This is a genomic window from Duganella sp. CF517 (genome assembly GCF_900110275.1).
Classification (GTDB): Bacteria; Pseudomonadota; Gammaproteobacteria; order Burkholderiales; family Burkholderiaceae_D; genus Rugamonas.
Genome location: NZ_FODC01000002.1, coordinates 755,211 through 780,360, shown reverse-complemented (window position 1 = coordinate 780,360; position 25,150 = coordinate 755,211). Strand labels below are relative to the sequence as shown.

Sequence of the window (25,150 nt, the reverse complement as noted above, 5' to 3'; positions counted from 1 at the left end):
CCGATTACGGTAATACGTCCGCCGCCACTTCGTTGGCCATCGCCTCGTATCCCGCGTCGCCGGGATGCAGGTGGTCGCCACTGTCGTAGCGCGGCAGCATGCGCGCCGGCCGCGCCGGATCGCGCAGTGCCTTGTCAAAATCGACCACCGCGTCGAACTCCCCGCCGTCCCTTATCCATCGATTGACCTCGCGCCGCACCGCGTCCTTCGCCGGCGTGTAATAGCCCTTCAACGGCGTGCCATGCAGCGCCCCTTCGAACGGCAACAGCGTGGCGCCAACGATACGCACGCCGCGCACGCGCGCCTGCGCGATCAACTGCCGATACACGGCGATCATGCGCTCGGCCCGCATCGGCGGCTCGTCCGGCGCGAAGGCGCTTTGCGGCCAGCCGATGTCATTAATCCCCAACAGCACCACGACAGCCTTCACGCCTGGCTGACCCAATACATCCTGCTCGAAGCGCGCGGCGGCGTTGACGCCCATGCGGTCGCCCAGTAACCGCGCGCCGGAGATGCCGGCGTTGACCACGGCGACGCCGTCGGCGCTCAAACGGGCGGCCAGATAATCCGGCCAGCGCCGGTCGCCGTCCGGTGTCGAGCCGTTGCCGTCGGTGATGGAGTCTCCCAGCACCGCCACCGCGCCTTTGCCTCCGGACGCGTCGACCAGGATGGCGCTGAGCAGCGCGCGGCCATGCATCGCTTGCGCATCCTTCGGCGTCGCCGCTCGCACGGCGTTGCCGTCGACGATATCGGCGGTCTGCTGCGCGCCCCAATGGAAGGTGTTCAACGGCGTCGCCTGCGGCAGGTACACGCCGACCGTCAGCTTTTCGAGCGCGTCCACGCGCAGGTCGACCGGATCGCTGATCAGCGGCGACCCGGCAGGGATGACGGCGGCGGGCTTGCCGCCGAAGGACAGCGCCAGCGCGGCATCGGCCGGAGCACCGGCGCGGGCGACGCGCGCTTCTCCGATGACGATGGGCCGCTGGCCGTAGCGGTTCGACAGCACGATGCGCACGCGCGTTCCACCGGCGCTGATGCGCGCGGTTTCGCGGACCGTTTGCCGTTCCAGCGCGGCCGGAACACCGGTCGGCAGCGGGAAATCCGCTCCCCAGGCGGCTTGCGGGCTGGCGTACCAACTGGTGGTCCAGCCACCCGATGGGTCGGCGGCATACGACGGCGCGGTCAGTGTCAGCGCGGCCGTTAGTGCGAGATGGTTCAATGTTTTCATCGTGGCTCCTGTAAAGCTGCACGATAGGTCATTCCGAATCATGCGGGAAGGCGAGGAACCGGACTATACTTCATTCAAATATCGAATAAGCTCACCATGGACACCATCCGGTCATTACGTTGCTTCGTGCGCGCCGTCGAATTGGGCAGCCTGTCGGCCGTCGCGCGCGAAGAGCGCACCACCCAGCCCACCGTCAGCAAATTGATGGCGGCGCTGGAGCGCGAACTGGGCGTGCGCCTGCTGGAACGCAGCACCACCAGCCTGCAAGCGACGCCGCAGGGCGGCCGCTTCTACCAGCGCGCGCTGGGCGTGCTCGCGGAGTACCAGGAGGCGGTGGCCGAGGCGCGCGGCCAGACCGACACGCCGGCCGGCCTGATACGGGTCAACGCGCCGGCCGCCTTCGGCCAGTTCCGGTTGAACGCCATGCTGGCGTCCTTCCTCGACCAGTATCCGCAGGTCGATATCGAACTGATACTTGACGACCGCATGGTCGATCTGGTGAAGGAGGGCGTCGACATCGCGTTGCGGCAGGGCCGCGATTTGCCGCCGGACGCGGTGGCGCGCCGCGCCGGCGTCTCGCCCAGGCACCTGGTGGCGGCGCCGTCCTACCTGCGCCGTCGCGGCCGGCCGAGCCGACCGGGGGAACTGGCGGAGTTCGACTACATCCGCTTCGCCTGGCTGGCCGACGGCGACATGCTCACGCTGCACAATGGCGACAAGATTGAAAGCGTGGCCACGCGCGGGCGTTACCGCGTCAACCACGCGCTGGCGATCCGCGAAAGCCTGCCGGCCGGCGGCGGCATCGGATTGTGTCCGCTATGGCTGGTGCAGGATTTGCTGGACAGCGGCGCGCTGGTGCGCGTGCTGCCGGAATGGGAAGGGCAGCCGCAGGCGCTGCACCTGCTGTCGCCGTCGCGGCGCTACCAGCCGTTGCGCGCGCGCCTGCTGCTCGATCATCTGGCCATGCACATCGCGCGGCTGCCCGGTTATTCCGCCAGCGAATCCGCTTAACGATATAAATCGTTTATTTCGAGCGAACCCCGGGATCTTAGCCGCGCTTGCGCTCGTGCTGCCACAGCACGTCGCTGCCGCCGCCGAAACGGTTCAATACCCGCGACAGCACGAACATCAGGTCCGACAGGCGGTTCACATACTGGCGCGGATGTTCGTGGATGGTTTCCGTTTTGCCCAGGGTGACGATGGCGCGTTCGGCGCGGCGGCAGACGGTGCGGCAGATGTGCGCCTGCGATGCCGCGCGTGAACCTGCCGGCAGGATGAATTCCGTCAGCGCCGGCAGGGTGGCGTTGTACTTCGCCAGCAGGGTGTCGAGCCGCTCGACATGGGCCTCGGTGATCATCTGGTAGCCCGGGATGCACAACTCGCCACCCAGATCGAACAGGTCGTGCTGGATCGTCACCAGCTCCTCGCGCAGGTCGGCCGGCATGTCTTCGCACAGCAGCAGGCCGATATGCGAATTCAGTTCGTCGACCTCGCCGATGGCGTGGATGCGCACACTGTCCTTGTCGGTGCGGCTGCCGTCGCCAAGGCCGGTGGTGCCGCCGTCACCGGTGCGGGTGGCGATCTTTGAGAGTCGGTTGCCCATGTGTGTCTCCTGGTGTCGATTATTTTCCGGCGATGCTGGCGCGGGTTGGGTCGTAGGGGTGGAAGCCGGGCGTGTTCCAGAAAGCCTCGAGGCCCTTGGACTCGTACATGGCGATTTCCTCGTCATGCATCGGGAACAGGCCGGCCAGGTAGATGGTGCGGTCTTGCAGCTCGAACTTGACCTGCTCCTTGTCCATGAACTGCGGCCGGTGGACGAAGCAGGCGTTCATCGCGCTGTCGCCCGACATGGGCATATGCAGGGCGAAGCAAGACTGGTAGGAGAACGGGCGCTTGCCGAAGAATTCCTGCGCGAGGTAGGCGGCGCCCTTGCCCCAACCCCGGTCGGTGGTTTTCAGCGTAAAGCTCAGCTCCGGCTTGCCGTGCACCCAGTCGGGGTGGCTGGCGTTGGACAGGCCGCCGGTGACGGCCGTGAGCATGCCCTTGGCCGGGAAATCGGCGAAATAAAAGATCAGCATGCGCGGACGCCCGCTCAGCGTGATGTGCGCGATTTCCGTCGCCTGCATGTTGAAGCGCCGCTCCAGCGCCAGCAGCCATTCTTTTTCAAAATTGTAGTCCATACTATTCCAATGCGTTGATATAGCCACGGCGGGGAGATTATACGCCGCGCACCGGCCAAAGATATCGCATGGGCGGACGTTTGTGCTTACAATCGAGGCTCACTCGTGTTTTCAGGCGCCGGTCCCATGAACACTGTCCTTCCCGATCCCGGCCTTCCGGCCGAAATGGCCGCCGCCCTCGCGGCCCGCCGCGAGCAGGTCGCTGCTGCGCTGCGGCATGTGCTGCCGTCCGGCGCCATTTTGTCCGCGCCGGAGGATACCCGTCCTTACGAATGCGACGGCCTGGCCGCCTACCGCCAGTTGCCGATGATTGTCGTGCTGCCCGACAGCGAGGCGCAGATCGTCGCCGTGCTGGGCGTGTGCCGCGAGTTGAACGTGCCGGTCGTGCCGCGCGGCGCCGGCACCGGCCTGTCCGGCGGCGCGATGCCGATCGCCGATGGCGTGGTGCTGTCGACCGCGCGCCTGAACCGCATCGTGCGCATGGACGCGTATTCGCGCACGGCGGTGGTCCAGCCGGGCGTGCGCAATCTGGCCATCTCCGAGGCGGCGGCGCAGCACCGCTTGTACTACGCGCCCGATCCGTCGTCGCAGATCGCCTGCACCATCGGCGGCAATGTGGCGGAAAATTCCGGTGGCGTGCATTGCCTGAAGTACGGCCTCACGGTGCACAACGTGCTGCGCGTGCGGATGGTGACCATCGACGGCGACGTGGTGGAGCTGGGCGGCGACGCCCTGGACGCGCCGGGACTCGATCTGCTGTCGGTGTTCATCGGCTCCGAGGGCATGCTCGGCATCGTGACCGAGGTGACGGTCAAGCTGGTACCGAAACCGGCAACGGCGCGCGTGATCATGGCCTCGTTCGACGAAGTGGTGGCCGGCTGCGAGGCGGTGGCCGCGCTGATCGCCGCCGGCATCATCCCGGCGGGGCTGGAGATGATGGATCAAACCTCGTCGCGCATGGTCGAGCCGTTCGTCCAGGCGGGCTACGACACCGACGCCGCCGCGATTTTGCTGTGCGAGGCAGATGGCACCGCCGAGGAGGTGGAGGAGGAGATCGCCCGCATGTCGGCGGTGCTGCAAACGGCCGGCGCCAGCGCCATCGCCGTGTCGCAGTCGGAGGCGGAGCGCCTGAAGTTCTGGTCCGGCCGCAAGAACGCCTTTCCGGCCGCCGGCCGCATCTCGCCGGACTACTACTGCATGGACGGCACGATTCCGCGCAAGCGCCTGGGCGAGGTGCTGACCGGCATCGCGCGGATGGAAAGCAAATACGGCCTGCGCTGCGCCAACGTCTTCCACGCCGGCGACGGCAACCTGCATCCGCTGATCCTGTTCAACGCGAACATTCCCGACGAATTCGAGCGCGCCGAGGCCTTCGGCGCCGAGATCCTGGCGCTGTGCGTCGCGGTGGGCGGCACCATCACCGGCGAGCATGGCGTGGGCATCGAGAAGATCGATTCGATGTGCGTGCAGTTCGCGCCGTCCGAGCTGGCGGCGTTCTTCTCGGTCAAGCGCGCGTTCGACCCGGCCGGATTGCTCAATCCGGACAAGGCGATACCGACGCTGAACCGCTGCGCCGAATTCGGCAAGATGCGCGTCAGCGGCGGCGCGCTGCCGTTCGCCCATCTGCCGCGCTTTTGAACGGAACCACATGACCGACTCATTGAAGGATGCCACGACCGATTCATTGACCGGCGTCGCCGCGCGGCTGGGCGCCCGGATTCGCGCCGCCACGGCCGCCGGCAGCCCGCTGCGCCTGCGCGGCGGCGGCACCAAGGACTGGTACGGCCAGGGACTCGACGGCGATGTGCTGGACACGCGCCCGTATTCCGGCATCGTATCGTACGAGCCGACCGAATTGGTGATCACCGCGCGTTGCGGCACGCCGCTGGCCGAGATCGAAGCGCTGCTGGCGCGGCACAATCAGATGCTGGCGTTCGAGCCGCCGCGCTTCGGCGCCGAATCGACGATCGGCGGCGTGGTGGCCAGCGCCTTGTCCGGGCCGCGCCGCGCCAGCGCCGGCGCCGTGCGCGACTTCGTGCTGGGCGCGGTGTTGATGGATGGACGCGGCGAGGGACTGCGCTTCGGCGGCCAGGTCATGAAGAACGTCGCCGGCTACGACGTCTCGCGCCTGCTGGCGGGATCGCTCGGCACCTTGGGCCTGATACTCGAGGTGTCGCTCAAGGTGCTGCCGGTGCCGGTGAGCGAGACCAGCCTGCGGTTCGAGATGGGCGAGATCGACGCGTTGACCCGGCTGAACGAGTGGGCCGGCCAGCCGCTGCCGATATCGGCCAGCTGCTGGCACCAGGGCGCGCTGTCGCTGCGCCTGTCCGGCGCGCAAGCGGCGGTGGTCGCGGCGCGGCAACGGCTGGGCGGCGAAACGCTGGACAACGGCGCGGCCTTCTGGACGTCGCTGCGCGACCAGTCGCACGCCCACTTCGGCGGCGGCGCCCTGTGGCGCCTGTCGGTGCCGCCGGCGGCCAGCGCCATCATCCTGCGCGGCGCGCAGTTGATCGAGTGGGGCGGCGCCCAGCGCTGGCTCAAGGTGGACCAGTGCGACGCCGCCCAGGCGGCCAATATCCGCAGCGCGGTGGCGGCGGCGGGCGGGCATGCGACGCTGTTCCGCGGCGGCGACAAGCAGCTTGGCGTTTTTCATCCGCTGGCGCCGGCGGTGGCGAAGATACACGACCGGCTGAAGCAGTCCTTCGATCCGGCGGGGATCTTCAATCCCGGCCGCATGTATTGAAAAGAACCCCATGCAAACCAATCTCGCCGATTTCATCAAGAACACCCGCGAAGGCGACGAGGCCGACGCCATCCTGCGCTCCTGCGTCCATTGCGGCTTTTGCACCGCGACCTGTCCCACCTATCAACTGCTGGGCGATGAGCTGGACGGGCCGCGCGGACGCATTTATCTGATCAAGCAGGTGCTGGAGGGCGCGCCGGTCACCACCAAGACGCAAACCCACCTGGACCGCTGCCTGACCTGCCGCAACTGCGAAACCACCTGTCCGTCCGGCGTGCAGTACGGGCGCTTGATCGACATCGGCCGCAAGGTGGTGGAGCAGCGCGTCGAGCGTCCGCTGCTGGAACGCCTCAAGCGCAAGGTGTTGAAGGAGGGCTTGCCGCGCAAGTCGGTGTTTACGGCGGCCTTGCGCGCCGGGCAGCTTTTTCGTCCGCTGTTGTCGCCCGCCATGCAGGACAAGATCCCCGCCCTGCAAAGCGCGGGCGCCTGGCCGACGCGCGAGCATGGGCGCAAGATGCTGGTGCTCGAAGGCTGCGCGCAGCCGGCCATGGCGCCCAATATCAACGCCGCCACCGCGCGGGTGCTCGACGCGGTGGGCGTGCAGCTGATCGTCGCTCCCAAGGCCGGCTGCTGCGGCGCGGTGCGGCACCACCTGAACGACCACGAGGCGGCGCTGGACGACATGCGCCGCAATATCGACGCCTGGTGGCCGTATGTCGAAAGCCGCGCGGTGGAGGTGATCGTCATGACGGCGTCCGGCTGCGGCTCCACCGTCAAGGATTACGGGCATCTGCTGGCGCACGACAGCGCGTACGTCGGCAAGGCTGCGCGCATCTCGATGATGACGCGCGATCTGAGCGAGGTGATGCCGGAGTTCGAGGAGGGGCTGGCGCGCCTTGGCGCCGTCATCACGGAGCGTGTCGCTTATCATCCGCCGTGCACCTTGCAGCATGGGCAGCAGATACGCGGCAAGGTGGAGGGCGTGCTGCGCGCGGTCGGTGTCGATGTGGTGCTGTGCGGCGAGAGCCATTTGTGTTGCGGCTCGGCGGGCACGTATTCGCTGCTGCAGCCGGAGCTGTCGCTGCAGCTGCGCGACCGCAAGCTGGCCAATCTGGCCGAAACGGGGGCGACCACGATCGTCTCGGCGAATGTCGGCTGCACCGCGCATTTGCAATCGGGGACGCAAACGCCGGTGCTGCATTGGATCGAGTTGATCGACCGCGCGCTGGCCGCGCGCAAGCGGCGCTGAGCCGCCCCCGGCGCTCGCCTACCCCGCGAACAACGGAATTTGCGCGGTGCCGCCGGCCGGCTCCTGGCCGTGCAGGTTGACGATGGGCGGCAGCCCGGCGGCGGCCTGCCACGTCGGCGCCATGTCGAACGCCGCGACCCACGCCAGCACCTCGTCGGCCGGCATCGGCCGCGCGATGCCGTAGCCCTGCACCAGGTCGCAGCCCAGCCGCATCAGCATCGCCCCGTGTTCGACCGTTTCGACGCCCTCGGCGATCACGCCCAGGCCGAACGACCTGGCCAGGCCGATGACGGCGCTGACCAGGTGCAGGTCGTCGCGGTCGACCAGCATGTTGCGCACGAAGCTTTGATCGATCTTCAGCAAGTCGGCCGGCAACCGCTTGAGGTAGGACATCGATGAATAGCCGGTGCCGAAATCGTCGAGCGCGAAGCTGATGCCCAGCGCCTGGCAGTCGAGCATGATGGCGCGCACGTGGTTGATATCGCTCAGCGCCGACGATTCCAGGATCTCCAGTTCCAGCATGTGCGGCGGCACGTCCGGGAACTCGGACAGGATCGCGGTGAGCCGCTCGACGAAATCGCCGCGCTGGAAATGGCGCGCGGCGATGTTGACGCTGATGACCCAGGCCGGATCGAAGGCGCGCCATTGCTGCAATTGGCGCAGGGCCTCGCGCAGCACCCACTCGCCGATGTCGACGATCACCTCGCTGTGTTCGACGATGGGCAGGAACTCCATCGGGCCGACGACGCCGCGCGACGGATGCTGCCACCGCAGCAGCGCCTCCATGCCGATGATGCGTCCCTTGCGCATGTCGAGCTTCGGTTGATAGTACAGCCGCAGCTCGCCGTCGAGCAGTGCCGAGCGCACCTCGGTGCGGCGGTTGTGGTGCGTGCGCACCTGCTCGTCGAGGTCCGCGTCGAAGAAGTGAAAACGGTTGCGGCCCATGATCTTGGCCTGGTACAGCGCCTGGTCGGCGTGGCGCAGCAGGCTGTCGGCGCTGATCTCGTTGCCGGAGTAGACGGCGATGCCGACGCTGGCCGACATCGCCACCGCCTGGCCTTCGGCCAGGTAGTCGTGCGATAGCGTCGACATCAGCCGCTCCATCGCCACCTCCACGGCCGCGCGCGAGTGCATCTCCGGCAGCAGCAGCACGAATTCGTCGCCGCCCAGGCGCGCGACGTAGTGGCGCTGGCCGGCGAAGTCGTGCAGGCGGCTGGCGACCTGCTTGAGCACCTCGTCGCCGATGGCGTGGCCCAGCGTGTCGTTGACCTGCTGGAAGTGGTCCAGGTCGAACAGGCACACGGCCAGCAGGTAATCCTGCTCGCGCGCGCGCGCGACCTCGCTTTCGAAGCGGGCCGCCAGCGCCGCGCGGTTGGGCAGGCCGGTGAGGACATCGTGGTTGCTTTGCCAGGAGATCTGCTGCATCAACTGGCGGCGTTCGGTGACGTCGCGGAACACCAGCACCGAGCCCTGCACCTCGCCGTGGGCGGCGCGGATGCCGTTGGCCGTGTACTCCACGGTGACGGTCTGGCCGGCGCGGTGGCGCAGGCTCTGGTTGCCGACCTTGACCACTTCGCCGCCGTCGTAGATCGCCGACATCGCCTTGAGCAGCGAATGCTGGCCGAAGTTATTCGCCAGCACGAACACCTGGTGCAGTTCCATGCCGCGCGCGAGCGGCTCGGGCCAGCCGGTGAGGCGCTGGGCGACCTCGTTGATCGATTCGATCCTGCCCGTCAGGTCGGTGGTGATGACGGCGTCGCCGATCGACGCCAGCGTCACTTCGATGCGCTCCTTTTGCGCCTGCAGCTGGTCTTGCGCGGCCAGCGTGCGTTTGAGCTGGTCGCTCAACTCCTTCTCGCTGGTTTGCAGCTTGCCGACCAGCGCCTGCACGCGCTGCGCCATGTTGTTGAAGGTGACCGCCAGCATGCGCGCCTCGAGCGTGCCGCCGACCGGCAGGCGCGCGTCATGCTCGCCGCCCTGGAAGCGCCGGGTGACGTCGTTGAGGCGCCTGAGCATGCGCTTGTTGGCGAAGATGATAATGCCCAGCAGCGTGTAGATCACGGTGACGTTGAGGGCGGTGATGACCATTTGCTTCCAGACCGAATCCCACACCCCCGCCACCGGCAAGGCCGGATCGAATTCCAGCACCAGGCTGGCGGTGCCGATGTAGATGTGGCGGCGGATCGGTTCCAGCGGATGCAGCCTGGCGAACCACGCCGGCACGTCCGAGCGTGGCGGCGGCTGGCGCAGCGCCTCCAGGTGGCCGCCGGCGAAATCGAGGCGGGCGGCCGCCAGGTCGGGACTGAGCAGCAGGGCGTCGGCCAGCGCGCTGTCGATGGCGGCGCGGTCGGGCGCGGCCACCGCCGGCAGCAGCGTCTTGTGCAGATAGATGCCGATGTCGCTGGCGTCCTTTTGATAGCGCGCGTTGGCGCTGGCGGTCTCCGCCTGGAACAGCAAAGTGTAGCGCACGCCCACCACCATGGCGATGATGATGAAGATGGGCACGAACAACCGGGAATACATTCCCATCCGCAGCCACGGCGACAGTAATTTTCCAAACACGGACATAGGTACTTGATTCGATGGGGCCAAGGCCCATTATTACCGAAAAGTTAACCTAAAGCACGTTTTTCGGACAACGATTGCAGAATTTGCGTGATGTACTAGACAACATTCATTCGGCCAGCAGTTTCTCGATGTCGGCGATCAGCTCTTCGGGCTTGGTGGCGGGGGCGTAGCGGTTGAAAACGGTGCCGTCCTTGCGGATCAGGAACTTGGTGAAGTTCCACTTGATCGCCTCGGTGCCGAGGATGCCGGGGGCGTCCTTTTTCAGTTTGGCGAACAGCGGGTGGGCGCGCTCGCCGTTGACATCGATCTTGGCGAACAGCGGGAACGTGACGCCGTAGTTCTTCTCGCAGAACGCGCCGATCTCGTCGGCCTGTCCCGGCTCCTGGGAACCGAACTGGTTGCACGGGAAGCCGAGCACCGTCACGCCCTTGTCCTTGAACTGCTGGTAGACCTGCTCGAGCCCCTTGTATTGCGGCGTGAAGCCGCATTTGCTGGCGGTGTTGACGATCAGCAGGACCTGGCCCTGGTATTGGCGCAGGTCGACGGGCGCGCCCGTCAGGCTGTCGGCGGAGATGTCGAAGATGGTGCTCATTGATGTGCCTTGGTTAGATGATGCCCAGATGTTCGGTGCCGGCGGAAAGATCCCGGTGCTTGGCGGCCTTGCCTTCGAGCTTGATGGCCAGCCGCAGGTCGTTGACGGAATCGGCGTTGCGCAGCGCGTCCTCGTACGTGATGATATCGGCTTCGTGCAGATCGAACAGCGACTGGTCGAACGTCTGCATGCCCAGCTCGCGCGACTTCTTCATCAGCTCCTTGATCTCGTGGACCTGGCCCTTGAAGATCAGGTCCGAGATCAGCGGCGAATTGAGCAGGATCTCGATCGCCACCGCGCGGCCCTTGGCCTCCTTGCGCGGGATCAGGCGCTGCGAAATCATGCCCTTGAGGTTGAGCGAGAGGTCCATCAGCAGCTGCTGGCGGCGCTCCTCGGGGAAGAAGTTGATGATGCGGTCGAGCGCCTGGTTGGCGCTGTTGGCGTGCAGGGTGGCCAGGCACAGGTGGCCGGTCTCGGCGAAGGCGATCGCGTGGTCCATGGTTTCGCGGTCGCGGATCTCGCCGATCTGGATCACGTCGGGCGCCTGGCGCAAGGTGTTTTTCAGCGCCACGGCCCAGTCGTCGGTGTCGACGCCGACCTCGCGCTGGGTCATGATGCAGTTCTTGTGCGGATGGACGTACTCGACCGGGTCCTCGATGGTGATGATGTGGCCGTAGCTGTGCTCGTTGCGGTGGTTGACCATCGCCGCCAGCGTGGTCGACTTGCCGGAACCGGTGGCGCCGACCATGATCACCAGGCCGCGCTTGGCCATGACGACCTCCTTGAGCACCGCGGGCAGGCCGAGGTCGTCGAGTTGGGGGATCTCGCTGGTGATGGTCCGCAGCACCATGCCGACCGAACTCATCTGCACGAACGCCGACACCCGGAAGCGGCCCAGGTCGCCGGGGCTGATGGCGAAGTTGGCCTCCTTGGTCAGCTCGAACGACGCGGTCTGCTTATCGTTCATGATGGAGCGGGCCAGGTCGACGGTATGGGCGGCGGTCAGCACCTGGGACGACACCGGCGTCATCTTGCCGTCGATCTTGATCGCCGGCGGAAAGCCGGCGGTGATGAACAGGTCCGAGCCTTTCTTGCTGGTCATCAAGCGCAGCAGATCGAACATGAATTTGGAGGCCTGGTCGCGTTCCATAACATTCCTTTCAAACCGGGGTCAGTGCCGACATTCGGACACAAGCTCGGCCACTAATAGTCGTTTCAAACCGGTGGGGCGGTCGGGCTCGTGTCCGAATGACAGACTTGACCCCGGGGTTTCGGTGGCTTAGCCGGGGAAGTTGTCCGGGGTTTTGGCGGCGCTGCGGGCGGCGGCGGCGGAGATGACGTTGCGCCGCACCAGGTCCGTGAGGTTCTGGTCCAAGGTTTGCATGCCGACGTTGCTGCCGGTCTGGATCGCCGAGTACATCTGCGCGATCTTCGATTCGCGGATCAGGTTGCGGATCGCCGGCGTGGCGACCATGATCTCGTGCGCGGCCACCCGGCCCGCGCCGTCCTTGGTCTTGAGCAGCGTTTGCGAGATCACCGCCTGCAACGATTCCGACAGCATCGCCCGCACCATTTCCTTTTCGTCGGCCGGGAAGACGTCGACGATGCGGTCGATCGTCTTGGCCGCCGACGACGTGTGCAGGGTGCCGAACACCAGGTGGCCGGTCTCGGCCGCCGATAGCGCCAGCCGGATCGTTTCCAGGTCGCGCAGTTCGCCCACCAGGATCGCGTCCGGGTCTTCCCGCAGCGCCGAGCGCAGCGCGTTGTTGAACGACAGCGTGTGCGGTCCGACCTCGCGCTGGTTGATCAGGCATTTCTTCGATTCGTGCACGAATTCGATCGGGTCCTCGATCGTGAGGATGTGGCCGTATTCGTTTTCGTTGAGGTGGTTGACCATCGCCGCCAGCGTCGTCGATTTGCCCGAGCCGGTCGGGCCCGTCACCAGCACCAGCCCGCGCGGCTTGAGCGCGAACTCGGCGAAGATCTTGGGCGCGTTCAGTTCCTCGAGGCTGAGGATCTTCGACGGAATCGTGCGCAGCACCGCCGAGGCGCCGCGCTCCTGGTTGTAGGCGTTGACGCGAAAGCGCGCCAGGCCGGGAATCGCGAACGAGAAGTCGACCTCCAGCATCTCTTCATACGCCTTGCGCTGGCCATCGTTCATGATGTCATAGATCATGCCGTGCACTTCCTTGTGCTCGAGCGGCGGCAGATTGATGCGCCGTACGTCGCCGTGCACCCGTATCATCGGCGGCAATCCGGCCGACAGGTGCAAGTCCGACGCCTTGTTCTTGACGGAGAATGCGAGAAGTTCGGATATGTCCATTTATAATCCCTGCCTGGCGTTGGTGTGATGACGCTTACCGCTGTCTTTACTCGATGATTATGTCCCCGATCCCCCAAAACTTGCAAGCAATCACCGCGACTATCGTTGCCGCCGCTCAAGAATCCGGCCGCGCGCCGGACACGGTGCAACTGCTGGCCGTGTCCAAGACTTTCGGTCCGGAAGCCGTGCTCGAGGCGGTGCGGGCCGGCCAGCGGGCGTTCGGCGAGAATTATCTGCAGGAGGCGCTCGACAAGATCGCGGCCTTAAGCGCGCAGCCCGAACCGCTTGAGTGGCATTTCATCGGTCCGATCCAGAGCAACAAGACGCGGCCCATCGCCGAGCATTTCGATTGGGTGCACACGGTCGAGCGCGAGAAGGTCGCGCAGCGCCTGTCCGAGCAGCGGCCGGCCGGCATGGCGCCGCTGCAAATCTGTTTGCAAGTCAATATCAGCGGCGAGGCCAGCAAGAGCGGCGTCGCCCCGGAGGAGGTGGCGGCGCTGGCCCACAAGGTCGCGGCGCTGCCGAACCTGACGTTGCGCGGCCTGATGGCGATCCCCGAGCCGGCCGTGGACTTCGACCGGCAGCGCGCCGCGTTCGCGCGGCTGCGCACGCTGTACCAGCAGCTGCGCGCCGACGGCCTGGCGCTCGATACGCTGTCGATGGGCATGTCGGCCGACATGCGCGCGGCGATCTTCGAGGGCGCGACCATCGTGCGCGTCGGCAGTGCCATTTTTGGAGCACGAACTTACCACAAGGTGTGATATGAAGATTGCATTTATTGGCGGCGGCAACATGGCCTCCGCGTTGATCGCCGGCCTGGCCGGCAAACTGACCGCCGGCGCGGACATCCATGTGGTCGATCCGAATCCGGCGTCGCTGGCGAAACTGACCGAGCAATACGGCGTGACCACCGCCACCGCCGCCGACGCCGCCGTCGGCGCGGCCGACGTGATCGTGCTGGCGATCAAGCCGCAGAGCATGCGCGAAGTGGCGGCGCAATTGCTGCCGCTGCTGGACCGGGCGAAGCAGACCTTGATCGTGTCGGTGGCGGCCGGCATCCGCAGCGCCGACCTGTCGCGCTGGCTGGGCGGCTACGGCGCCGTGGTGCGCTGCATGCCGAACACGCCGGCGCTGATCGGCATGGGCATCACCGGCATGTTCGCGGCCGCCGGCGTGAGCGCCGCGCAGCGGCAGGCCGCCGACGATATCCTGCGCGCGGTCGGCCCCACCGTGTGGCTGGACGACGAAACCAAGATCGACGCCGTGACGGCCGTGTCGGGCAGCGGCCCGGCCTATGTGTTTTACTTTATCGAGGCGATGCAGCAGGCGGCGCAGGAAATGGGCCTGAGCGCGGAGCAGGGCACGCAGCTGGCGCTGGCGACCTTCGCCGGCGCGGCGCAGCTGGCCAACCAGGCGAGCGAGCCGGTGTCGGTGCTGCGCGAGCGGGTGACGTCCAAGGGCGGCACCACCTACGCGGCGCTGACCAGCATGGAGCACGGCGGCGTGAAGGCGGCGATCGTCAAGGCGATCAAGGCCGCCGCCGCGCGCGGCAAGGAAATGGGCGACGAGATGGGCGCGGCCAGTTAAACGACAATCAAGGCAATTAATGCAATCAAGGTCCGCGCCCGGAGCAGCGTGCCGCGTTTAGCGGCGCGACACCAGAATGCCGAGCAGCACGCCGACCGCCGCGCCCACGCCGACCGCCTTCCACGGGTTGTCGCGCACGTAGACGTCGGCGATTTCCGCCACTTCGTGGCTGCGGGCGATGACGCTGTCCTCGAGCTTGCGCAAGTCGGTCTTGGCGGTGCGCAAGGTGTCCTCGAAGCGCGCGCGCACCTCGGAAGCCTTGTCGCTGACTTGCTCGCCTGCATCGCTGAGATAGTGTTCCGCTTCGCCGATGGCGGTCTTCAAGCCTTCCATCAACTTGTCGCGCGCCGCGCCGCTGGCGGCCTGGCCGTTGGAGACGCCGTTGCCGTTCTGATGAGTTTGATCCATGGTGATGACCTCCTGTCTGTCGCTCGTTGAATGGGATAGCCGGTGCAGGCGCTATCGTTTCAGCGCAGCGCGTAATCGACGGCAATACCCGCGAATACCGCTGCACCCAGCCAGTTATTATGGCGGAAAGCGTAAAAACACGCGTCGCGCTCCCGTGCGCGGATCAACGTGTAGTGGTACAGCGCGATGCCGGTGGCCACCGCCAGGCCGGCGAGGAACCAGACACCCAAGCCCAGCTGCAGCCCGCACACCAGCCACAGCGCCAGATGCACGCCGTAGCACAGCATGATGGCGGCGACGTCGTAGCGGCCGAAGGTGATGGCCGAGGTCTTGATGCCGATCTTTAAGTCGTCGTCGCGGTCGACCATCGCGTATTCGGTGTCGTAGGCCAGCGCCCAGAACACGTTGCCCAGCAGCAGTACCCAGGCCACCGGCGGCACGCCGTCCCGGACCGCGGCGAACGCCATCGGGATGCCGAAGCCGAAGGCGATGCCCAGGTAGGCTTGCGGGATGGCGAAGAAGCGCTTGAAGTAGGGATAGGTGCCGGCGATGACGACGGCCGCCACCGACAGCTGCTTGGTCAGCGTGTTGAGCGGCAGGATCAGGCAGAACGAGGCGAGCGCCAGCCCGGCGGCGATGGCCAGCGCTTCCTTGCCGCTGATGCGGCCGCTGGTGATGGGACGCTGCGCGGTGCGCTTGACGTGCTTGTCGAAATCCTGGTCGGCGTAGTCGTTGATCGCGCAGCCGGCCGAGCGCATCAGCAGGGTGCCGAGCGAGAAGATCGCCACCAGCATCCAGCCGGGCTTGCCGTCGGAGGCCAGCCACAGCGCCGATAGCGTCGGCCACAGCAGCAGCACGGTGCCGATGGGTTTGTCCAGTCTGACCAGGCGGAAATACAGCTGCAGCTTGTTCATCGATTGCGTCGCTTGTAGGGAAAGATGGGCATTATCGCAAATCTTTCCCCGGCGGGCGCGGCAAGGCGGGCCGGCGCGGCTTATTCCTCGTTGCAGAGGGTGGTGATGCCGGGCAGGTTGCACGAGGCGACGACCTCGCAGACGGCGTCGATGGCGGCCTTGCGGGTGAAACTCTTGCGCCAGACGATGACGACGCGGCGCGATGGCTGCGGCGCATCGAAGTTGCGGAACTGCAGCATGCCTTCGGTGGTGTTCATGTCCGGCACCGAGGCGCGCGGCAGCACGGTCAGGCCGATGCCGCTGGCGACCATGTGGCGGATGGTTTCCAGCGACGAACCTTCGAACGTGCGCTGCATGCCGTTGCCGGGCGCCGAAAAGCGCGCCATTTCCGGGCATACTTCCAGCACCTGGTCGCGGAAGCAATGGCCGTTACCGAGCAACAGCATGTTTTCGGTCTTGAGGTCGTCGGCGGGGATGGTCTTGCGTTTGGTCCACGGGTGCTGGGCCGGCATGGCGACCACGAACGGTTCGTCGTACAGCGCTTGCATCGCCATGCCGTGGTCGGGCAGCGGCAGCGCCATGATGGCCGCGTCGAGTTCGCCCTGGCGCAGCATCTCCAGCAGCCGCACGGTGAAATTCTCCTGCAAAATCAACGGCATCTGCGGCACTTTGTCGATCATGCCCTTGACCAGCGGCGGCAGCAGGTAGGGGCCGATGGTGTAGATCACGCCCAGGCGCAGCGGGCCGGCCAGTGGATCTTTATTTTGTTTGGCCAGCTCCTTGATCGCGGCGGTCTGTTCCAGCACGCGCTCGGCCTGGGCGACGATTTGCGCGCCCAGCGGGGTGACCGAGATCTCGGCGCCGCCGCGTTCGAACAACACCACGCCCAGCTCGTCTTCGAGTTTCTTGATGGCGACCGAAAGCGTCGGCTGCGCGACGTAGCAGGCTTCGGCGGCGTGCCCGAAATGTTTCGCTCGCGCAACGGCAACTATGTATTTCAGTTCGGTCAGAGTCATGAATCTATTTGAACACAGGCAATGTACAGATGCAATAATTGTGGGTCAACAAAGGCCATTGTAGCGGAATGGTGTCGATATAATGCACCTTGGCGGCGCAAACCTGAGAAAGTAGGGGTGTATGTCCACGACATTCGGACCGGAGGAGGCGCAAGCCTACCTGCACAAGCTGTTGAAGGTGATGCACCATACGGGCGGCTCGGATTTGTTCATCTCGGCCGATTTTCCGCCCAGCATCAAGGCGCAGGGCGCGATGAAGCCGCTGAGCCAGCAGAAGCTGACCGGCAGCGTCACGCGCGCGCTGGCCTTGTCGATCATGAACGACAAGCAACGGCGCGAGTTCGAGGCCGAGCTCGAATGTAATTTCGCCATCGCGCTGCCGGAGGTGTGCCGGTTCCGCGTCAACGTCTTCGTGCAGCAGCAGAACGTGGCGATGGTGATCCGCACCATCGCCTCGGAGATTCCGACGTTCGAAAAGCTCGACCTGCCCGAGGTGTTGAAGGACGTCATCATGACCAAGCGCGGGCTGGTGCTGGTGGTCGGCGGCACCGGTTCCGGCAAGTCGACCACCTTGGCGGCGATGATCGATTACCGCAACGCCAATTCGGCCGGCCACATCATCACGGTGGAGGACCCGGTCGAGTACGTGCACAAGAACAAGAACTGCCTGGTCACGCACCGGGAGGTCGGCGTCGACACCTTGTCGTGGCACAACGCGCTGAAGAACACGCTGCGCCAGGCGCCGGACGTGATCCTGATCGGCGAAATCCGCGACACCGAGACCATGGAGCACGCGATCGCGTTCGCCGAGACCGGCCACCTGTGCCTGGGCACCTTGCACGCGAACAATTCGAACCAGACCATGGACCGCATCATCAACTTCTTCCCGGAGGAGCGGCGCAATCAGCTGCTGATGGATTTGTCGTCCAACCTGCGGGCCATCGTCTCGCAGCGGCTGGTGCGCACCGAGGACGGGCAGGGGCGCAAGGCGGCGATTGAAATCCTGCTCAACACGCCGACGATCGCCGAGATGATCTTCAAGGGCAATTTCCAATCGATCAAGGAAATCATGCACAAATCGCGCGAGCTGGGCATGTGCACGTTCGACCAGGCGCTGTACGAACTTTATAATAAGGGCTACATCGGCTATGAAGAGGCGATCCGCAACGCCGATTCGGCCAATGGCCTGCGGCTGCAGATCAAGCTGCGCGGCGAGCGCAAGGAGCCGGGCCAGGCCGCCGGCGCCGGCGCGCTCAGCATGCAGATCGAAGCGGAAGCGCCGGACCAAGAACCCAAGTAATCACATCGAAAAGACCCACATGCCCCAATTTGAAGACAAGCTTTGCACCCGTGAACAACTGGCCGCGCGCGTGGCCGCGCTGCCCAAGCCGGTGGTGCTGACCAACGGCGTATTCGACATCCTGCACCGGGGCCACGTCACCTATCTGGCGCAGGCGCGTGCATTGGGGGCATCGCTGGTGGTGGCCGCCAACACCGACGCCTCGGTCAAGCGGCTGGGCAAGGGCGACGACCGGCCGCTGAACAACTGCGCCGACCGCATGGCGGTGCTGGCGGCGCTGGAGTCGGTCAGCCTGGTGGTCGACTTCGACGAGGACACGGCGCTACAGGTGGTGCAGCAGGCGCGGCCCGAGATCTACGCCAAGGGCGGCGATTATCAGATGGATGCGATTCCGGAAGGTAAGGCGGTGCTGGCCTACGGCGGGCAAGCGATCGCCATCGATTTCGAGCATGACCGCTCGACGACCAAGTTGTTGACCAAGGTGCGCGCGCAGCGTCCGGCATGAGGCTGCTGCTGATCGCCGTGGCGGTGCTGGCCTTCATTGGCGTGCTGTGGGGGCCGGTAACGTACGTGGCGTGGCGGCTGTGGCAGCGTGGCGACGCGGTCGCGTTCCGGCAGCTGCGCTTCATGCTGCCGGCGCAGCTGATGGCGGCGGTGGCGCTGGCGTTCACGGCCGACGTGCTGGGCATGCGCAATCCGCCGGCGCTGTTTGCCGCCTCGACGGTCATCGTCAGCGCCGTCGGCACCGGCGCGCTGGCGCTGGCGCGCTACGTTGCCAGACGGCGCAGACGCTGAATGCCCCGACGCGCCCCCCCCCACGGGGTCAGTGCCGACATTCGGACACGAGCTCCGCCTTTTTCCGTTACGTCAAAAACATGGGGGTCAGTGCCGACATTCGGACACTAGCTCAGCCTTAAACCGTCTACTTCGGATCAGTTCGTGTCCGAATGTCGGCACTGACCCCGTGGTGGGTTAGCGGCGTGAGAAGATCAACACGATGAATGTGGCGATGACGAGCAGCGGCAACAGGCTGAGCGTCAGGCCGATCCAGTTGGTCCACGACTTGCCGCCGCCGCGCCGCAATCCTTGCCACGCGAAACCCAACCCTATGATGCCGCCGATGAAACCAACGGCTACCGCGCGAAAGAAATTGTCGGCGTCGCGGACCGCGTGGTAACTGGCGTCTTCGTTGAACACCCCCAGGTTCAGCATTGTCGCCAGCACTATCGATAGCGTGGCGATCGCGATGCTGATGCGCCCGGGCAGATGCGAGGCGGCGGCCATCGCTCAGGCGCCGCCGGCGTAGCCGTTCTGGCGCCACGCTTCGAACACGACCACCGCCACCGTGTTCGACAGGTTCAGGCTGCGGTTGTCGGGACGCATCGGCAAGCGGATGCGCTGGGCCGGCGGGAAATTGTCGCGCAGCGCCGGCGGCAGGCCGCTGGTTTCGGAGCCGAACACGAACACATCGCCCGGCCGGAAGCTGGCCTGCGCGAACGGCGACGAACCGTGCGTGGTCATGGCGAACATGCGCGACGGGTCCGGCTGCAGGTCCGTCAAAAACGCTGGCCAGTCGGCGTGCACCTTCATCCTGGCGTATTCGTGGTAATCCAGCCCGGCACGCTTCAGCTTGGAATCCTCCAGCGGGAAGCCCAGCGGTTCGATCAGGTGCAGCTGCGCGCCGGTGTTGGCGCACAAACGGATGACGTTGCCGGTGTTCGGCGGAATTTCGGGGTGGACCAGCACTACGTGAAACAAAATGTTCTCCTCAATTCAATTCAAAGCGCGATTCAACGCGGCGGCGTGCGGGCGAACACCAGGTTGCTGACGCGCGCGGCGCCGTGGCGCTTCAGTGTCGCCGCCAGTTCGTCCAGCGTGCCGCCGCTGGTCATGACGTCGTCGACGATGCCGATATGCCTGCCGCGCACCAGCGCGGCGTCCGGCACGGCGAACGCGCCGGCGATGTTGCGCCGGCGCTGCTCCGGCGCGACGCTGCTTTGCGCCGTCGTCTCGCGCACCCGCGCCGTCAGACGCGGATGCAGCGCGACGCCGAGGCCGCGCGCCAGCGGCCTGGCGATTTCCAGCGCCTGGTTGTAGCCGCGTTCGGCCAGCCTGCGCGGCCCCAACGGCACCGGGCAGATCAGCGCCGGCAGCGCGAAGCCGGGTTGCCGCGACACGGCGTCGCGCAGCAGGCGCGCGAACAGCGCGGCCAGCGCCAGCCGGTGGCCGAACTTCAGCTGCAACACCAGTTGGTCGACCGGCGTCGCGTAGTCCGCCGCCGTCAATGTGGCGTCGAAGGCCGGCGGATGCGCGGCGCACAGGCCGCACAGCCGGCGCGCGGGCGGGCCGTGTTGCTGCTTGCAGGCACAAAATTGCTCACCGTGTTGCGCCGGCGCCAGCGCGCCGGGCAGCGGATTGGCGCAGCAGACGCAACGCGCGGCGGCGACGGCGGCGCCGAAAAATTGTGCGGCGCAATCGGCGCACAGCGTGTCATCGCCGCCTTGTCCGCACAGCGCGCAGCAGGTCGGCAGCAGCGTCCGCAAGACGCTGGCGCTGGTGCGCCGCAGCAGGCCGCCTACCGGGCCGGTCAAGGCGCCGCCCGTGTCCGTTGTTTCTTCGATCAGCTTGCCACGCATGCCACGCTCCCGGCAAATAACGCGGGCGCCAGGCGTCGCATTCGCGTTCAACCATGTACACTGCCGACATTATCGCATTACAGACTATCCCACGATGCATGTGCCCGCAAATCCACCCAAACTGAGTGCGCCTATCGATCTGGAGCGTGTGCGCGCGCTGTTTTCCCGCCCCGAACGCATTTCCCCGGCCGATTTCCTGCGCCGCGAAGTGTCGTCGCGCATGTTCGACCGGTTGGAACTGATTAAAATCGCGCCGCAGCGCGTGCTCGACGCCGGCTGCGGCGCCGGCGCCGACCTGCCGCTGTTGCAGAAATCCTACCCGGCCGCCCAGATCCTCGGCCTCGATGCCGCCGCAGCGCAGTTGCGCGCCGCGCAAGGCCAGTCGAGCAAGCAGTCGTCGCTGAATCAGCTGCTGAGCAAACTGTTGCCGTCCAAGACGGGCGTCGACCTGCTGTGCGGGGATTTCGCCGAATTGCCGCTGGGACCGAACTCCATCGACCTGGTGTGGTCCAATCTAGCCCTGCATTGGCACCCCCAGCCGGACCGCGTGTTCGCCGAATGGCGCCGCGTGCTGCGCGTCAACAGCCTGCTGATGTTTTCCTGCTTCGGGCCCGATACCTTCCGCGAGCTGCGCGCCGCGTTCGCCGAGGCCGACCTGGCCCAGCACGCGCTGCCGTTCGTCGACATGCACGACTTCGGCGACCAGCTGGTCGAGGTCGGTTTTTCGACGCCGGTGCTGGATATGGAAGTGATCACCGTGACCTACGACACGCCGACGGCGCTGCTGGCCGATGTGCGCGCGCTGGGCGGCAATCCGCTGCATACCGTGGGCCGGGGACTGATGGGCAAACACGCCTGGCGACGCATGCTGGACGCGCTGGAAAAGACCCGCCGGCCGGACGGCAAGCTGGGCCTGACGTTCGAGGTCATCTACGGCCACGCCTTCCGGCCGGCGCCGAAAGTGACTTCCAAAGGTGAAGCCATCATTCGCTTCGATCTGCCCCGCAAGCCGCGCCAGTAGCGGGTTTGCGGCGTTTCACCGGCCGTTCCGCATTTCGCACTGTGGTAAAGCTGAGTGCGCTATAAGGGATGGAAGAGTTGCAAAATGGATTATTTGTTGATGTGCGTCGTTGTTGTTATATATAATCATTGACTAATTTTGCCAGCAAGTCACGTCGTCAGCTATAACCCACCGACGCGAGGCGAAAGCAGTCAGAACGAACAAGAACAAGCAGTTGAATTAAGCAGAATCAGGCTTTTATGTTGTCCGTAGGCAGTATGTAGCGACGACCATAAAAGTCTCAAGGTCCCGCCGGGGTCGCGTTGAAGAAGTTGTTCAAACGTGGCTGGCATGGGGCCTGAAGTTGTTTAAGGAGCGGCGCCGGTTCAGTTCACCGAAATCCGGAGTCGTTAAAAAAATATTTTTAATTTCTTGGGTGGTTGGGGAAAACATGACACATGCGAAGCGACTTCAATCGTTGATGCTCGGGCTGACGATGACGGCAGCCAGTATCCCAGCGTGGGCGGCGGAGACGGCGGCAGGCACCTATGGCGCGGCGACCGGCGGCACCGGCGGCCCCGTCCCCGGGCAGATGAATCTGCAGCCCCCCGCGACCCAGATCGCTTCCCAAATCTACGACCTGCACACCTGGATGATGGTGGTCTGCCTGGTCATCTTCGTCGCCGTGTTCGGCGTGATGTTCTATTCGATCTTCAAGCACCGCAAGTCGGTCGGCCACAAGCCGGCCACGTTCCACGAATCGACCGCCGTTGAAATCGCCTGGACCGTGGTGCCGTTCCTGATCGTCATCGGCATGGCGCTGCCCGCCACCCGCACCGTGGTCGGCATGAAGGACACCTCCAACCCCGACATCACCATCAAGGCCACCGGCATGCAGTGGAAGTGGGGCTACGACTACCTCGCCGGCGACGGCCAAGGCATTTCCTTCCTGTCGAACCTGAAAACCCCGCGCGCGCAAGTGGGCGCGCCGGGCTTCGCGCCGACCGAGGCGCGCGGCGACAACTACCTGATGGAAGTCGACAACGAAGTGGTGGTGCCGGTCAACAAGAAGATCCGCATCGTCACCACCGCCAACGACGTCATCCACGCATGGTCGATCCCGGCCTTCGGCGTCAAGCAGGACGCCATCCCCGGCTTCGTGCGCGACACCTGGTTCAAGGCCGAGCACACCGGCACCTACCGCGGCTATTGCTCCGAGCTGTGCGGCAAGGAGCACGCGTTCATGCCGATCGTCGTCAAGGTCGTCACCGACGCCGAGTACAAAACCTGGGTCGACGGCAAGAAGAAGGAAATGGCGGCATTGGCCGACGATCCGACCAAGACCTGGACCATCGACGAACTGAAAACCCGTGGCGAAAAAGTCTACACCGCCAACTGCGTGGTCTGCCACCAGGCCACCGGCAAGGGCGTGCCGAACGCGTTCGCGCCGCTGGACGGCTCGGCCGTCGTCAACGGTCCGAGGGCCGACCAGATCCATGTGCTGTTGAACGGCCAGAAGAGCGGCAAATACCCGGCCGAGATGCCGGCCTGGAAGCAGCTGTCGGACACCGACATCGCCGCCGTCATCACCTATACCCGGAACAGCTGGTCGAACAAGGCCGCCGAAAACATCGTTCAACCGGCCGAAGTCATGGCTGCACGTAAGTAATCAGGAGCGTTACAAATGAGCACAAGCACCTTGGATCACGCACACGATCACGCCCACGATCACGCTCACGACCACCCGCACGGGCTGTCGCGCTGGTTGTTCGCCACCAACCATAAAGACATCGGCACGCTGTACCTGTGGTTCTCGTTCGTCATGCTGCTGTCGGGCGGCGTGCTGGCGCTGATGATACGCAGCGAGCTGTTCAAGCCCGGCCTGCAATTCTTCCAGCCCGAGTTCTTCAACCAGCTGACCACCATGCACGGCCTGGTGATGGTGTTCGGCGCCATCATGCCGGCCTTCGTCGGCTTCGCCAACTGGATGATCCCGCTGCAGATCGGCGCCTCCGACATGGCGTTCGCGCGCATGAACAACTTCTCGTTCTGGCTGCTGCCGCCGGCCGCGCTGCTGCTGGCGACCTCGTTCCTGGTCCCGGGCGGCGCCACCGCCGCCGGCTGGACCCTGTACGCGCCGCTGTCGACCCAGATGGGACCGGGCATGGACATGGCCATCTTCGCGATGCACCTGATGGGCGCGTCGTCGATCATGGGCTCGATCAACATCATCGTCACCATCCTCAACATGCGCGCGCCCGGCATGACCCTGATGAAAATGCCGATGTTCTGCTGGACCTGGCTGATCACCGCCTACCTGCTGATCGCCGTCATGCCGGTGCTGGCCGGCGCCATCACGATGACCCTGACCGACCGCCACTTCGGCACCACCTTCTTCAACGCGGCCGCCGGCGGCGACCCGGTCATGTACCAGCACATCTTCTGGTTCTTCGGCCACCCCGAGGTGTACATCATGATTTTGCCGGCGTTCGGCATCGTCTCGCAGATCCTGCCGGCGTTCGCCCGCAAGCAGCTGTTCGGCTACGCGTCGATGGTGTACGCCACCGCGTCGATCGCGATCCTGTCGTTCATCGTCTGGGCCCACCACATGTTCACCACCGGCATGCCGGTGACGTCGCAACTGTTCTTCATGTACGCGACGATGCTGATCGCGGTGCCGACCGGCGTCAAAGTGTTCAACTGGATCGCCACCATGTGGAAGGGTTCGATGACGTTCGAGACGCCGATGCTGTTCGCGGTCGGCTTCATCTTCGTGTTCACCATCGGCGGCTTCACCGGCCTGATCCTGGCCGTGACGCCGATCGACATCCAGCTGCAGGACACCTACTACGTGGTGGCCCACTTCCACTACGTGCTGGTGGCCGGCTCGCTGTTCGCGCTGTTCGCCGGCTTCTACTACTGGTCGCCGAAGTGGACCGGCCACATGTACAACGAGACGATGGGCAAGGCGCACTTCTGGCTGTCGCTGATCACCTTCAACGTCACCTTCTTCCCGATGCACTTCCTGGGGCTGGCCGGCATGCCGCGCCGCTATGTCGACTACTCGGCGCAGTTCACCGACTACAACATGATCGCCACCATCGGCGCCTTCGGTTTCGGCCTGTCGCAGGTGTTCTTCCTGTTCGGCGTGATCATCCCGACCATTCGCGGCGGCAAGCAAGCCGAAGCGAAGCCATGGGATGGCGCCGAGGGCCTGGAGTGGACCGTGCCGTCGCCGGCGCCGTTCCACACCTTTGAAACCCCGCCGCAGTTCAAGTGACGCGGTTGGATTAAGATCATGTCAGAACATAAGAAGCCGAACAACGCGCGCACCGGCTGGATCCTGGCCGGGCTGGCGCTGTTCTTTTTCCTGTCCGTGTTTGTCAAACGCATCTGGCTGAGCTGA

Annotated in this window: 26 protein-coding genes; 13 read left to right on the top strand and 13 right to left on the bottom strand. The window is 65.4% G+C overall.

Features of this window, described 5'->3' with window-relative positions; genetic code table 11:
• Positions 1-4: 4 nt before the first annotated feature.
• The gene (locus tag BMX85_RS10460) at positions 5-1,228 is read right to left on the bottom strand and encodes an SGNH/GDSL hydrolase family protein (RefSeq protein ID WP_177196705.1); all 1,224 of its coding nucleotides are present in this window, start codon (positions 1,226-1,228) and stop codon (positions 5-7) included.
• Between the two features lie 96 nt (positions 1,229-1,324).
• Here BMX85_RS10460 and BMX85_RS10455 point away from each other — a divergent pair, with 96 nt between their 5' ends.
• The gene (locus BMX85_RS10455; protein ID WP_090316793.1) at positions 1,325-2,239 is read left to right on the top strand and encodes a LysR family transcriptional regulator; all 915 of its coding nucleotides are present in this window, start codon (positions 1,325-1,327) and stop codon (positions 2,237-2,239) included.
• Between the two features lie 37 nt (positions 2,240-2,276).
• On the opposite strand, the gene BMX85_RS10450 is transcribed toward BMX85_RS10455, so the two are convergent.
• Together BMX85_RS10450 and BMX85_RS10445 are read right to left on the bottom strand one after the other, a co-directional pair.
• Complete coding sequence (locus BMX85_RS10450) at positions 2,277-2,831, bottom strand: cob(I)yrinic acid a,c-diamide adenosyltransferase (protein WP_090316790.1); 555 nt, start codon at positions 2,829-2,831, stop codon at positions 2,277-2,279.
• A 19-nt stretch (positions 2,832-2,850) separates the two neighbouring features.
• Positions 2,851-3,408: a suppressor of fused domain protein gene (locus BMX85_RS10445; protein ID WP_090316787.1), complete on the bottom strand. Its 558-nt coding sequence runs from the start codon at positions 3,406-3,408 to the stop codon at positions 2,851-2,853.
• A 126-nt stretch (positions 3,409-3,534) separates the two neighbouring features.
• Between BMX85_RS10445 and BMX85_RS10440 the strand changes: the two genes are divergently transcribed.
• The 3 genes from BMX85_RS10440 to glcF are packed head-to-tail and all read left to right on the top strand — an operon-like array spanning position 3,535 to position 7,400.
• A complete protein-coding gene (locus BMX85_RS10440; protein WP_090316784.1) occupies positions 3,535-5,046 on the top strand; it encodes an FAD-linked oxidase C-terminal domain-containing protein in 1,512 nt (503 codons plus the stop codon).
• A gap of 10 nt (positions 5,047-5,056) precedes the next feature.
• Entirely contained in the window at positions 5,057-6,151 is a 1,095-nt protein-coding gene (gene glcE, locus BMX85_RS10435; RefSeq protein WP_090316781.1) for a glycolate oxidase subunit GlcE, read from the top strand.
• A gap of 10 nt (positions 6,152-6,161) precedes the next feature.
• Positions 6,162-7,400 (top strand): glycolate oxidase subunit GlcF, encoded by a 1,239-nt coding sequence (glcF, locus tag BMX85_RS10430; protein ID WP_090316777.1) that lies wholly within the window; start codon positions 6,162-6,164, stop codon positions 7,398-7,400.
• Positions 7,401-7,418: 18 nt separating this feature from the next.
• Here the strand turns inward: glcF and BMX85_RS10425 are convergent, their stop codons facing one another.
• From BMX85_RS10425 to BMX85_RS10410, 4 genes are all read right to left on the bottom strand, one after another.
• On the bottom strand, positions 7,419-9,923 hold the full coding sequence (locus BMX85_RS10425; protein WP_229210380.1) for a putative bifunctional diguanylate cyclase/phosphodiesterase: 2,505 nt from the start codon (positions 9,921-9,923) through the stop codon (positions 7,419-7,421).
• Positions 9,924-10,074: 151 nt separating this feature from the next.
• Positions 10,075-10,560 carry a glutathione peroxidase gene (locus tag BMX85_RS10420; protein ID WP_090316772.1) on the bottom strand — a complete coding sequence of 162 codons (486 nt, stop codon included), beginning with the start codon at positions 10,558-10,560 and terminating at the stop codon, positions 10,075-10,077.
• Between the two features lie 13 nt (positions 10,561-10,573).
• Positions 10,574-11,710 carry a PilT/PilU family type 4a pilus ATPase gene (locus BMX85_RS10415; RefSeq protein ID WP_090316769.1) on the bottom strand — a complete coding sequence of 379 codons (1,137 nt, stop codon included), beginning with the start codon at positions 11,708-11,710 and terminating at the stop codon, positions 10,574-10,576.
• A gap of 129 nt (positions 11,711-11,839) precedes the next feature.
• A complete protein-coding gene (locus tag BMX85_RS10410; RefSeq protein ID WP_090316767.1) occupies positions 11,840-12,883 on the bottom strand; it encodes a type IV pilus twitching motility protein PilT in 1,044 nt (347 codons plus the stop codon).
• 59 nt (positions 12,884-12,942) lie between these two features.
• Between BMX85_RS10410 and BMX85_RS10405 the strand changes: the two genes are divergently transcribed.
• Positions 12,943-13,644: a YggS family pyridoxal phosphate-dependent enzyme gene (locus tag BMX85_RS10405; protein ID WP_090317691.1), complete on the top strand. Its 702-nt coding sequence runs from the start codon at positions 12,943-12,945 to the stop codon at positions 13,642-13,644.
• Between the two features lies 1 nt (position 13,645).
• Positions 13,646-14,470, top strand: a complete 825-nt coding sequence (proC, locus tag BMX85_RS10400; RefSeq protein ID WP_090316764.1) for a pyrroline-5-carboxylate reductase — start codon at positions 13,646-13,648, stop codon at positions 14,468-14,470.
• Between the two features lie 57 nt (positions 14,471-14,527).
• Here proC and BMX85_RS10395 read toward each other — a convergent pair whose 3' ends face one another.
• The 3 genes from BMX85_RS10395 to BMX85_RS10385 all read right to left on the bottom strand — a co-directional run bounded on the left by BMX85_RS10395 (position 14,528) and on the right by BMX85_RS10385 (position 16,808).
• A complete protein-coding gene (locus BMX85_RS10395) occupies positions 14,528-14,878 on the bottom strand; it encodes an ElaB/YgaM/YqjD family protein (protein WP_090316761.1) in 351 nt (116 codons plus the stop codon).
• A gap of 59 nt (positions 14,879-14,937) precedes the next feature.
• Positions 14,938-15,792, bottom strand: coding sequence for a 4-hydroxybenzoate octaprenyltransferase (gene ubiA, locus BMX85_RS10390; RefSeq protein ID WP_090316759.1), 855 nt, complete (start codon positions 15,790-15,792; stop codon positions 14,938-14,940).
• An 80-nt stretch (positions 15,793-15,872) separates the two neighbouring features.
• Positions 15,873-16,808, bottom strand: coding sequence for a hydrogen peroxide-inducible genes activator (locus tag BMX85_RS10385; RefSeq protein WP_090316756.1), 936 nt, complete (start codon positions 16,806-16,808; stop codon positions 15,873-15,875).
• A gap of 121 nt (positions 16,809-16,929) precedes the next feature.
• Here BMX85_RS10385 and BMX85_RS10380 point away from each other — a divergent pair, with 121 nt between their 5' ends.
• The 3 genes from BMX85_RS10380 to BMX85_RS10370 are packed head-to-tail and all read left to right on the top strand — an operon-like array spanning position 16,930 to position 18,903.
• Complete coding sequence (locus BMX85_RS10380) at positions 16,930-18,108, top strand: PilT/PilU family type 4a pilus ATPase (protein ID WP_090316753.1); 1,179 nt, start codon at positions 16,930-16,932, stop codon at positions 18,106-18,108.
• A gap of 19 nt (positions 18,109-18,127) precedes the next feature.
• Positions 18,128-18,613: a D-glycero-beta-D-manno-heptose 1-phosphate adenylyltransferase gene (rfaE2, locus tag BMX85_RS10375; protein ID WP_090316750.1), complete on the top strand. Its 486-nt coding sequence runs from the start codon at positions 18,128-18,130 to the stop codon at positions 18,611-18,613.
• The gene (locus tag BMX85_RS10370; protein ID WP_090316745.1) at positions 18,610-18,903 is read left to right on the top strand and encodes a hypothetical protein; all 294 of its coding nucleotides are present in this window, start codon (positions 18,610-18,612) and stop codon (positions 18,901-18,903) included. The genes rfaE2 and BMX85_RS10370 overlap by 4 nt, the downstream gene beginning before the upstream one ends.
• Positions 18,904-19,080: 177 nt before the next feature.
• Here BMX85_RS10370 and BMX85_RS10365 read toward each other — a convergent pair whose 3' ends face one another.
• Genes BMX85_RS10365 through BMX85_RS10355 form a run of 3 tightly spaced genes read right to left on the bottom strand, consistent with a single transcriptional unit; the run spans position 19,081 to position 20,744 of the window.
• On the bottom strand, positions 19,081-19,392 hold the full coding sequence (locus BMX85_RS10365) for a hypothetical protein (RefSeq protein ID WP_090316742.1): 312 nt from the start codon (positions 19,390-19,392) through the stop codon (positions 19,081-19,083).
• A gap of 3 nt (positions 19,393-19,395) precedes the next feature.
• On the bottom strand, positions 19,396-19,866 hold the full coding sequence (trmL, locus tag BMX85_RS10360; protein ID WP_090316739.1) for a tRNA (uridine(34)/cytosine(34)/5-carboxymethylaminomethyluridine(34)-2'-O)-methyltransferase TrmL: 471 nt from the start codon (positions 19,864-19,866) through the stop codon (positions 19,396-19,398).
• 32 nt (positions 19,867-19,898) lie between these two features.
• Entirely contained in the window at positions 19,899-20,744 is an 846-nt protein-coding gene (locus BMX85_RS10355; protein ID WP_090316736.1) for a ComF family protein, read from the bottom strand.
• A 94-nt stretch (positions 20,745-20,838) separates the two neighbouring features.
• Between BMX85_RS10355 and BMX85_RS10350 the strand changes: the two genes are divergently transcribed.
• The 4 genes from BMX85_RS10350 to BMX85_RS30750 all read left to right on the top strand — a co-directional run bounded on the left by BMX85_RS10350 (position 20,839) and on the right by BMX85_RS30750 (position 25,150).
• Positions 20,839-21,765, top strand: a complete 927-nt coding sequence (locus BMX85_RS10350) for a methyltransferase domain-containing protein (RefSeq protein ID WP_090316733.1) — start codon at positions 20,839-20,841, stop codon at positions 21,763-21,765.
• Between the two features lie 430 nt (positions 21,766-22,195).
• On the top strand, positions 22,196-23,413 hold the full coding sequence (coxB, locus tag BMX85_RS10345; protein WP_090316730.1) for a cytochrome c oxidase subunit II: 1,218 nt from the start codon (positions 22,196-22,198) through the stop codon (positions 23,411-23,413).
• A gap of 15 nt (positions 23,414-23,428) precedes the next feature.
• Positions 23,429-25,024 carry a cytochrome c oxidase subunit I gene (gene ctaD, locus BMX85_RS10340; protein ID WP_090316727.1) on the top strand — a complete coding sequence of 532 codons (1,596 nt, stop codon included), beginning with the start codon at positions 23,429-23,431 and terminating at the stop codon, positions 25,022-25,024.
• An 18-nt stretch (positions 25,025-25,042) separates the two neighbouring features.
• The gene (locus tag BMX85_RS30750) at positions 25,043-25,150 is read left to right on the top strand and encodes a cytochrome oxidase small assembly protein (RefSeq protein ID WP_218147319.1); all 108 of its coding nucleotides are present in this window, start codon (positions 25,043-25,045) and stop codon (positions 25,148-25,150) included.

Coding starts and splice junctions, on each gene's coding strand:
- BMX85_RS10455 (WP_090316793.1), top strand. CDS start 1,325: ATGGACACCATCCGGTCATTACGTTGCTTCGTGCGCGCCGTCGAATTG.
- ctaD (WP_090316727.1), top strand. CDS start 23,429: ATGAGCACAAGCACCTTGGATCACGCACACGATCACGCCCACGATCAC.
- BMX85_RS10380 (WP_090316753.1), top strand. CDS start 16,930: ATGTCCACGACATTCGGACCGGAGGAGGCGCAAGCCTACCTGCACAAG.
- BMX85_RS10355 (WP_090316736.1), bottom strand. CDS start 20,744: ATGCGTGGCAAGCTGATCGAAGAAACAACGGACACGGGCGGCGCCTTG.
- BMX85_RS10415 (WP_090316769.1), bottom strand. CDS start 11,710: ATGGAACGCGACCAGGCCTCCAAATTCATGTTCGATCTGCTGCGCTTG.
- BMX85_RS10405 (WP_090317691.1), top strand. CDS start 12,943: ATGTCCCCGATCCCCCAAAACTTGCAAGCAATCACCGCGACTATCGTT.
- rfaE2 (WP_090316750.1), top strand. CDS start 18,128: ATGCCCCAATTTGAAGACAAGCTTTGCACCCGTGAACAACTGGCCGCG.
- glcE (WP_090316781.1), top strand. CDS start 5,057: ATGACCGACTCATTGAAGGATGCCACGACCGATTCATTGACCGGCGTC.
- BMX85_RS30750 (WP_218147319.1), top strand. CDS start 25,043: ATGTCAGAACATAAGAAGCCGAACAACGCGCGCACCGGCTGGATCCTG.
- BMX85_RS10350 (WP_090316733.1), top strand. CDS start 20,839: ATGCATGTGCCCGCAAATCCACCCAAACTGAGTGCGCCTATCGATCTG.
- proC (WP_090316764.1), top strand. CDS start 13,646: ATGAAGATTGCATTTATTGGCGGCGGCAACATGGCCTCCGCGTTGATC.
- glcF (WP_090316777.1), top strand. CDS start 6,162: ATGCAAACCAATCTCGCCGATTTCATCAAGAACACCCGCGAAGGCGAC.
- ubiA (WP_090316759.1), bottom strand. CDS start 15,792: ATGAACAAGCTGCAGCTGTATTTCCGCCTGGTCAGACTGGACAAACCC.
- BMX85_RS10370 (WP_090316745.1), top strand. CDS start 18,610: ATGAGGCTGCTGCTGATCGCCGTGGCGGTGCTGGCCTTCATTGGCGTG.
- BMX85_RS10420 (WP_090316772.1), bottom strand. CDS start 10,560: ATGAGCACCATCTTCGACATCTCCGCCGACAGCCTGACGGGCGCGCCC.
- BMX85_RS10385 (WP_090316756.1), bottom strand. CDS start 16,808: ATGACTCTGACCGAACTGAAATACATAGTTGCCGTTGCGCGAGCGAAA.
- BMX85_RS10450 (WP_090316790.1), bottom strand. CDS start 2,831: ATGGGCAACCGACTCTCAAAGATCGCCACCCGCACCGGTGACGGCGGC.
- BMX85_RS10460 (WP_177196705.1), bottom strand. CDS start 1,228: ATGAAAACATTGAACCATCTCGCACTAACGGCCGCGCTGACACTGACC.
- BMX85_RS10445 (WP_090316787.1), bottom strand. CDS start 3,408: ATGGACTACAATTTTGAAAAAGAATGGCTGCTGGCGCTGGAGCGGCGC.
- coxB (WP_090316730.1), top strand. CDS start 22,196: ATGACACATGCGAAGCGACTTCAATCGTTGATGCTCGGGCTGACGATG.
- BMX85_RS10365 (WP_090316742.1), bottom strand. CDS start 19,392: ATGGCCGCCGCCTCGCATCTGCCCGGGCGCATCAGCATCGCGATCGCC.
- BMX85_RS10395 (WP_090316761.1), bottom strand. CDS start 14,878: ATGGATCAAACTCATCAGAACGGCAACGGCGTCTCCAACGGCCAGGCC.
- BMX85_RS10410 (WP_090316767.1), bottom strand. CDS start 12,883: ATGGACATATCCGAACTTCTCGCATTCTCCGTCAAGAACAAGGCGTCG.
- BMX85_RS10425 (WP_229210380.1), bottom strand. CDS start 9,923: ATGTATTCCCGGTTGTTCGTGCCCATCTTCATCATCATCGCCATGGTG.
- BMX85_RS10440 (WP_090316784.1), top strand. CDS start 3,535: ATGAACACTGTCCTTCCCGATCCCGGCCTTCCGGCCGAAATGGCCGCC.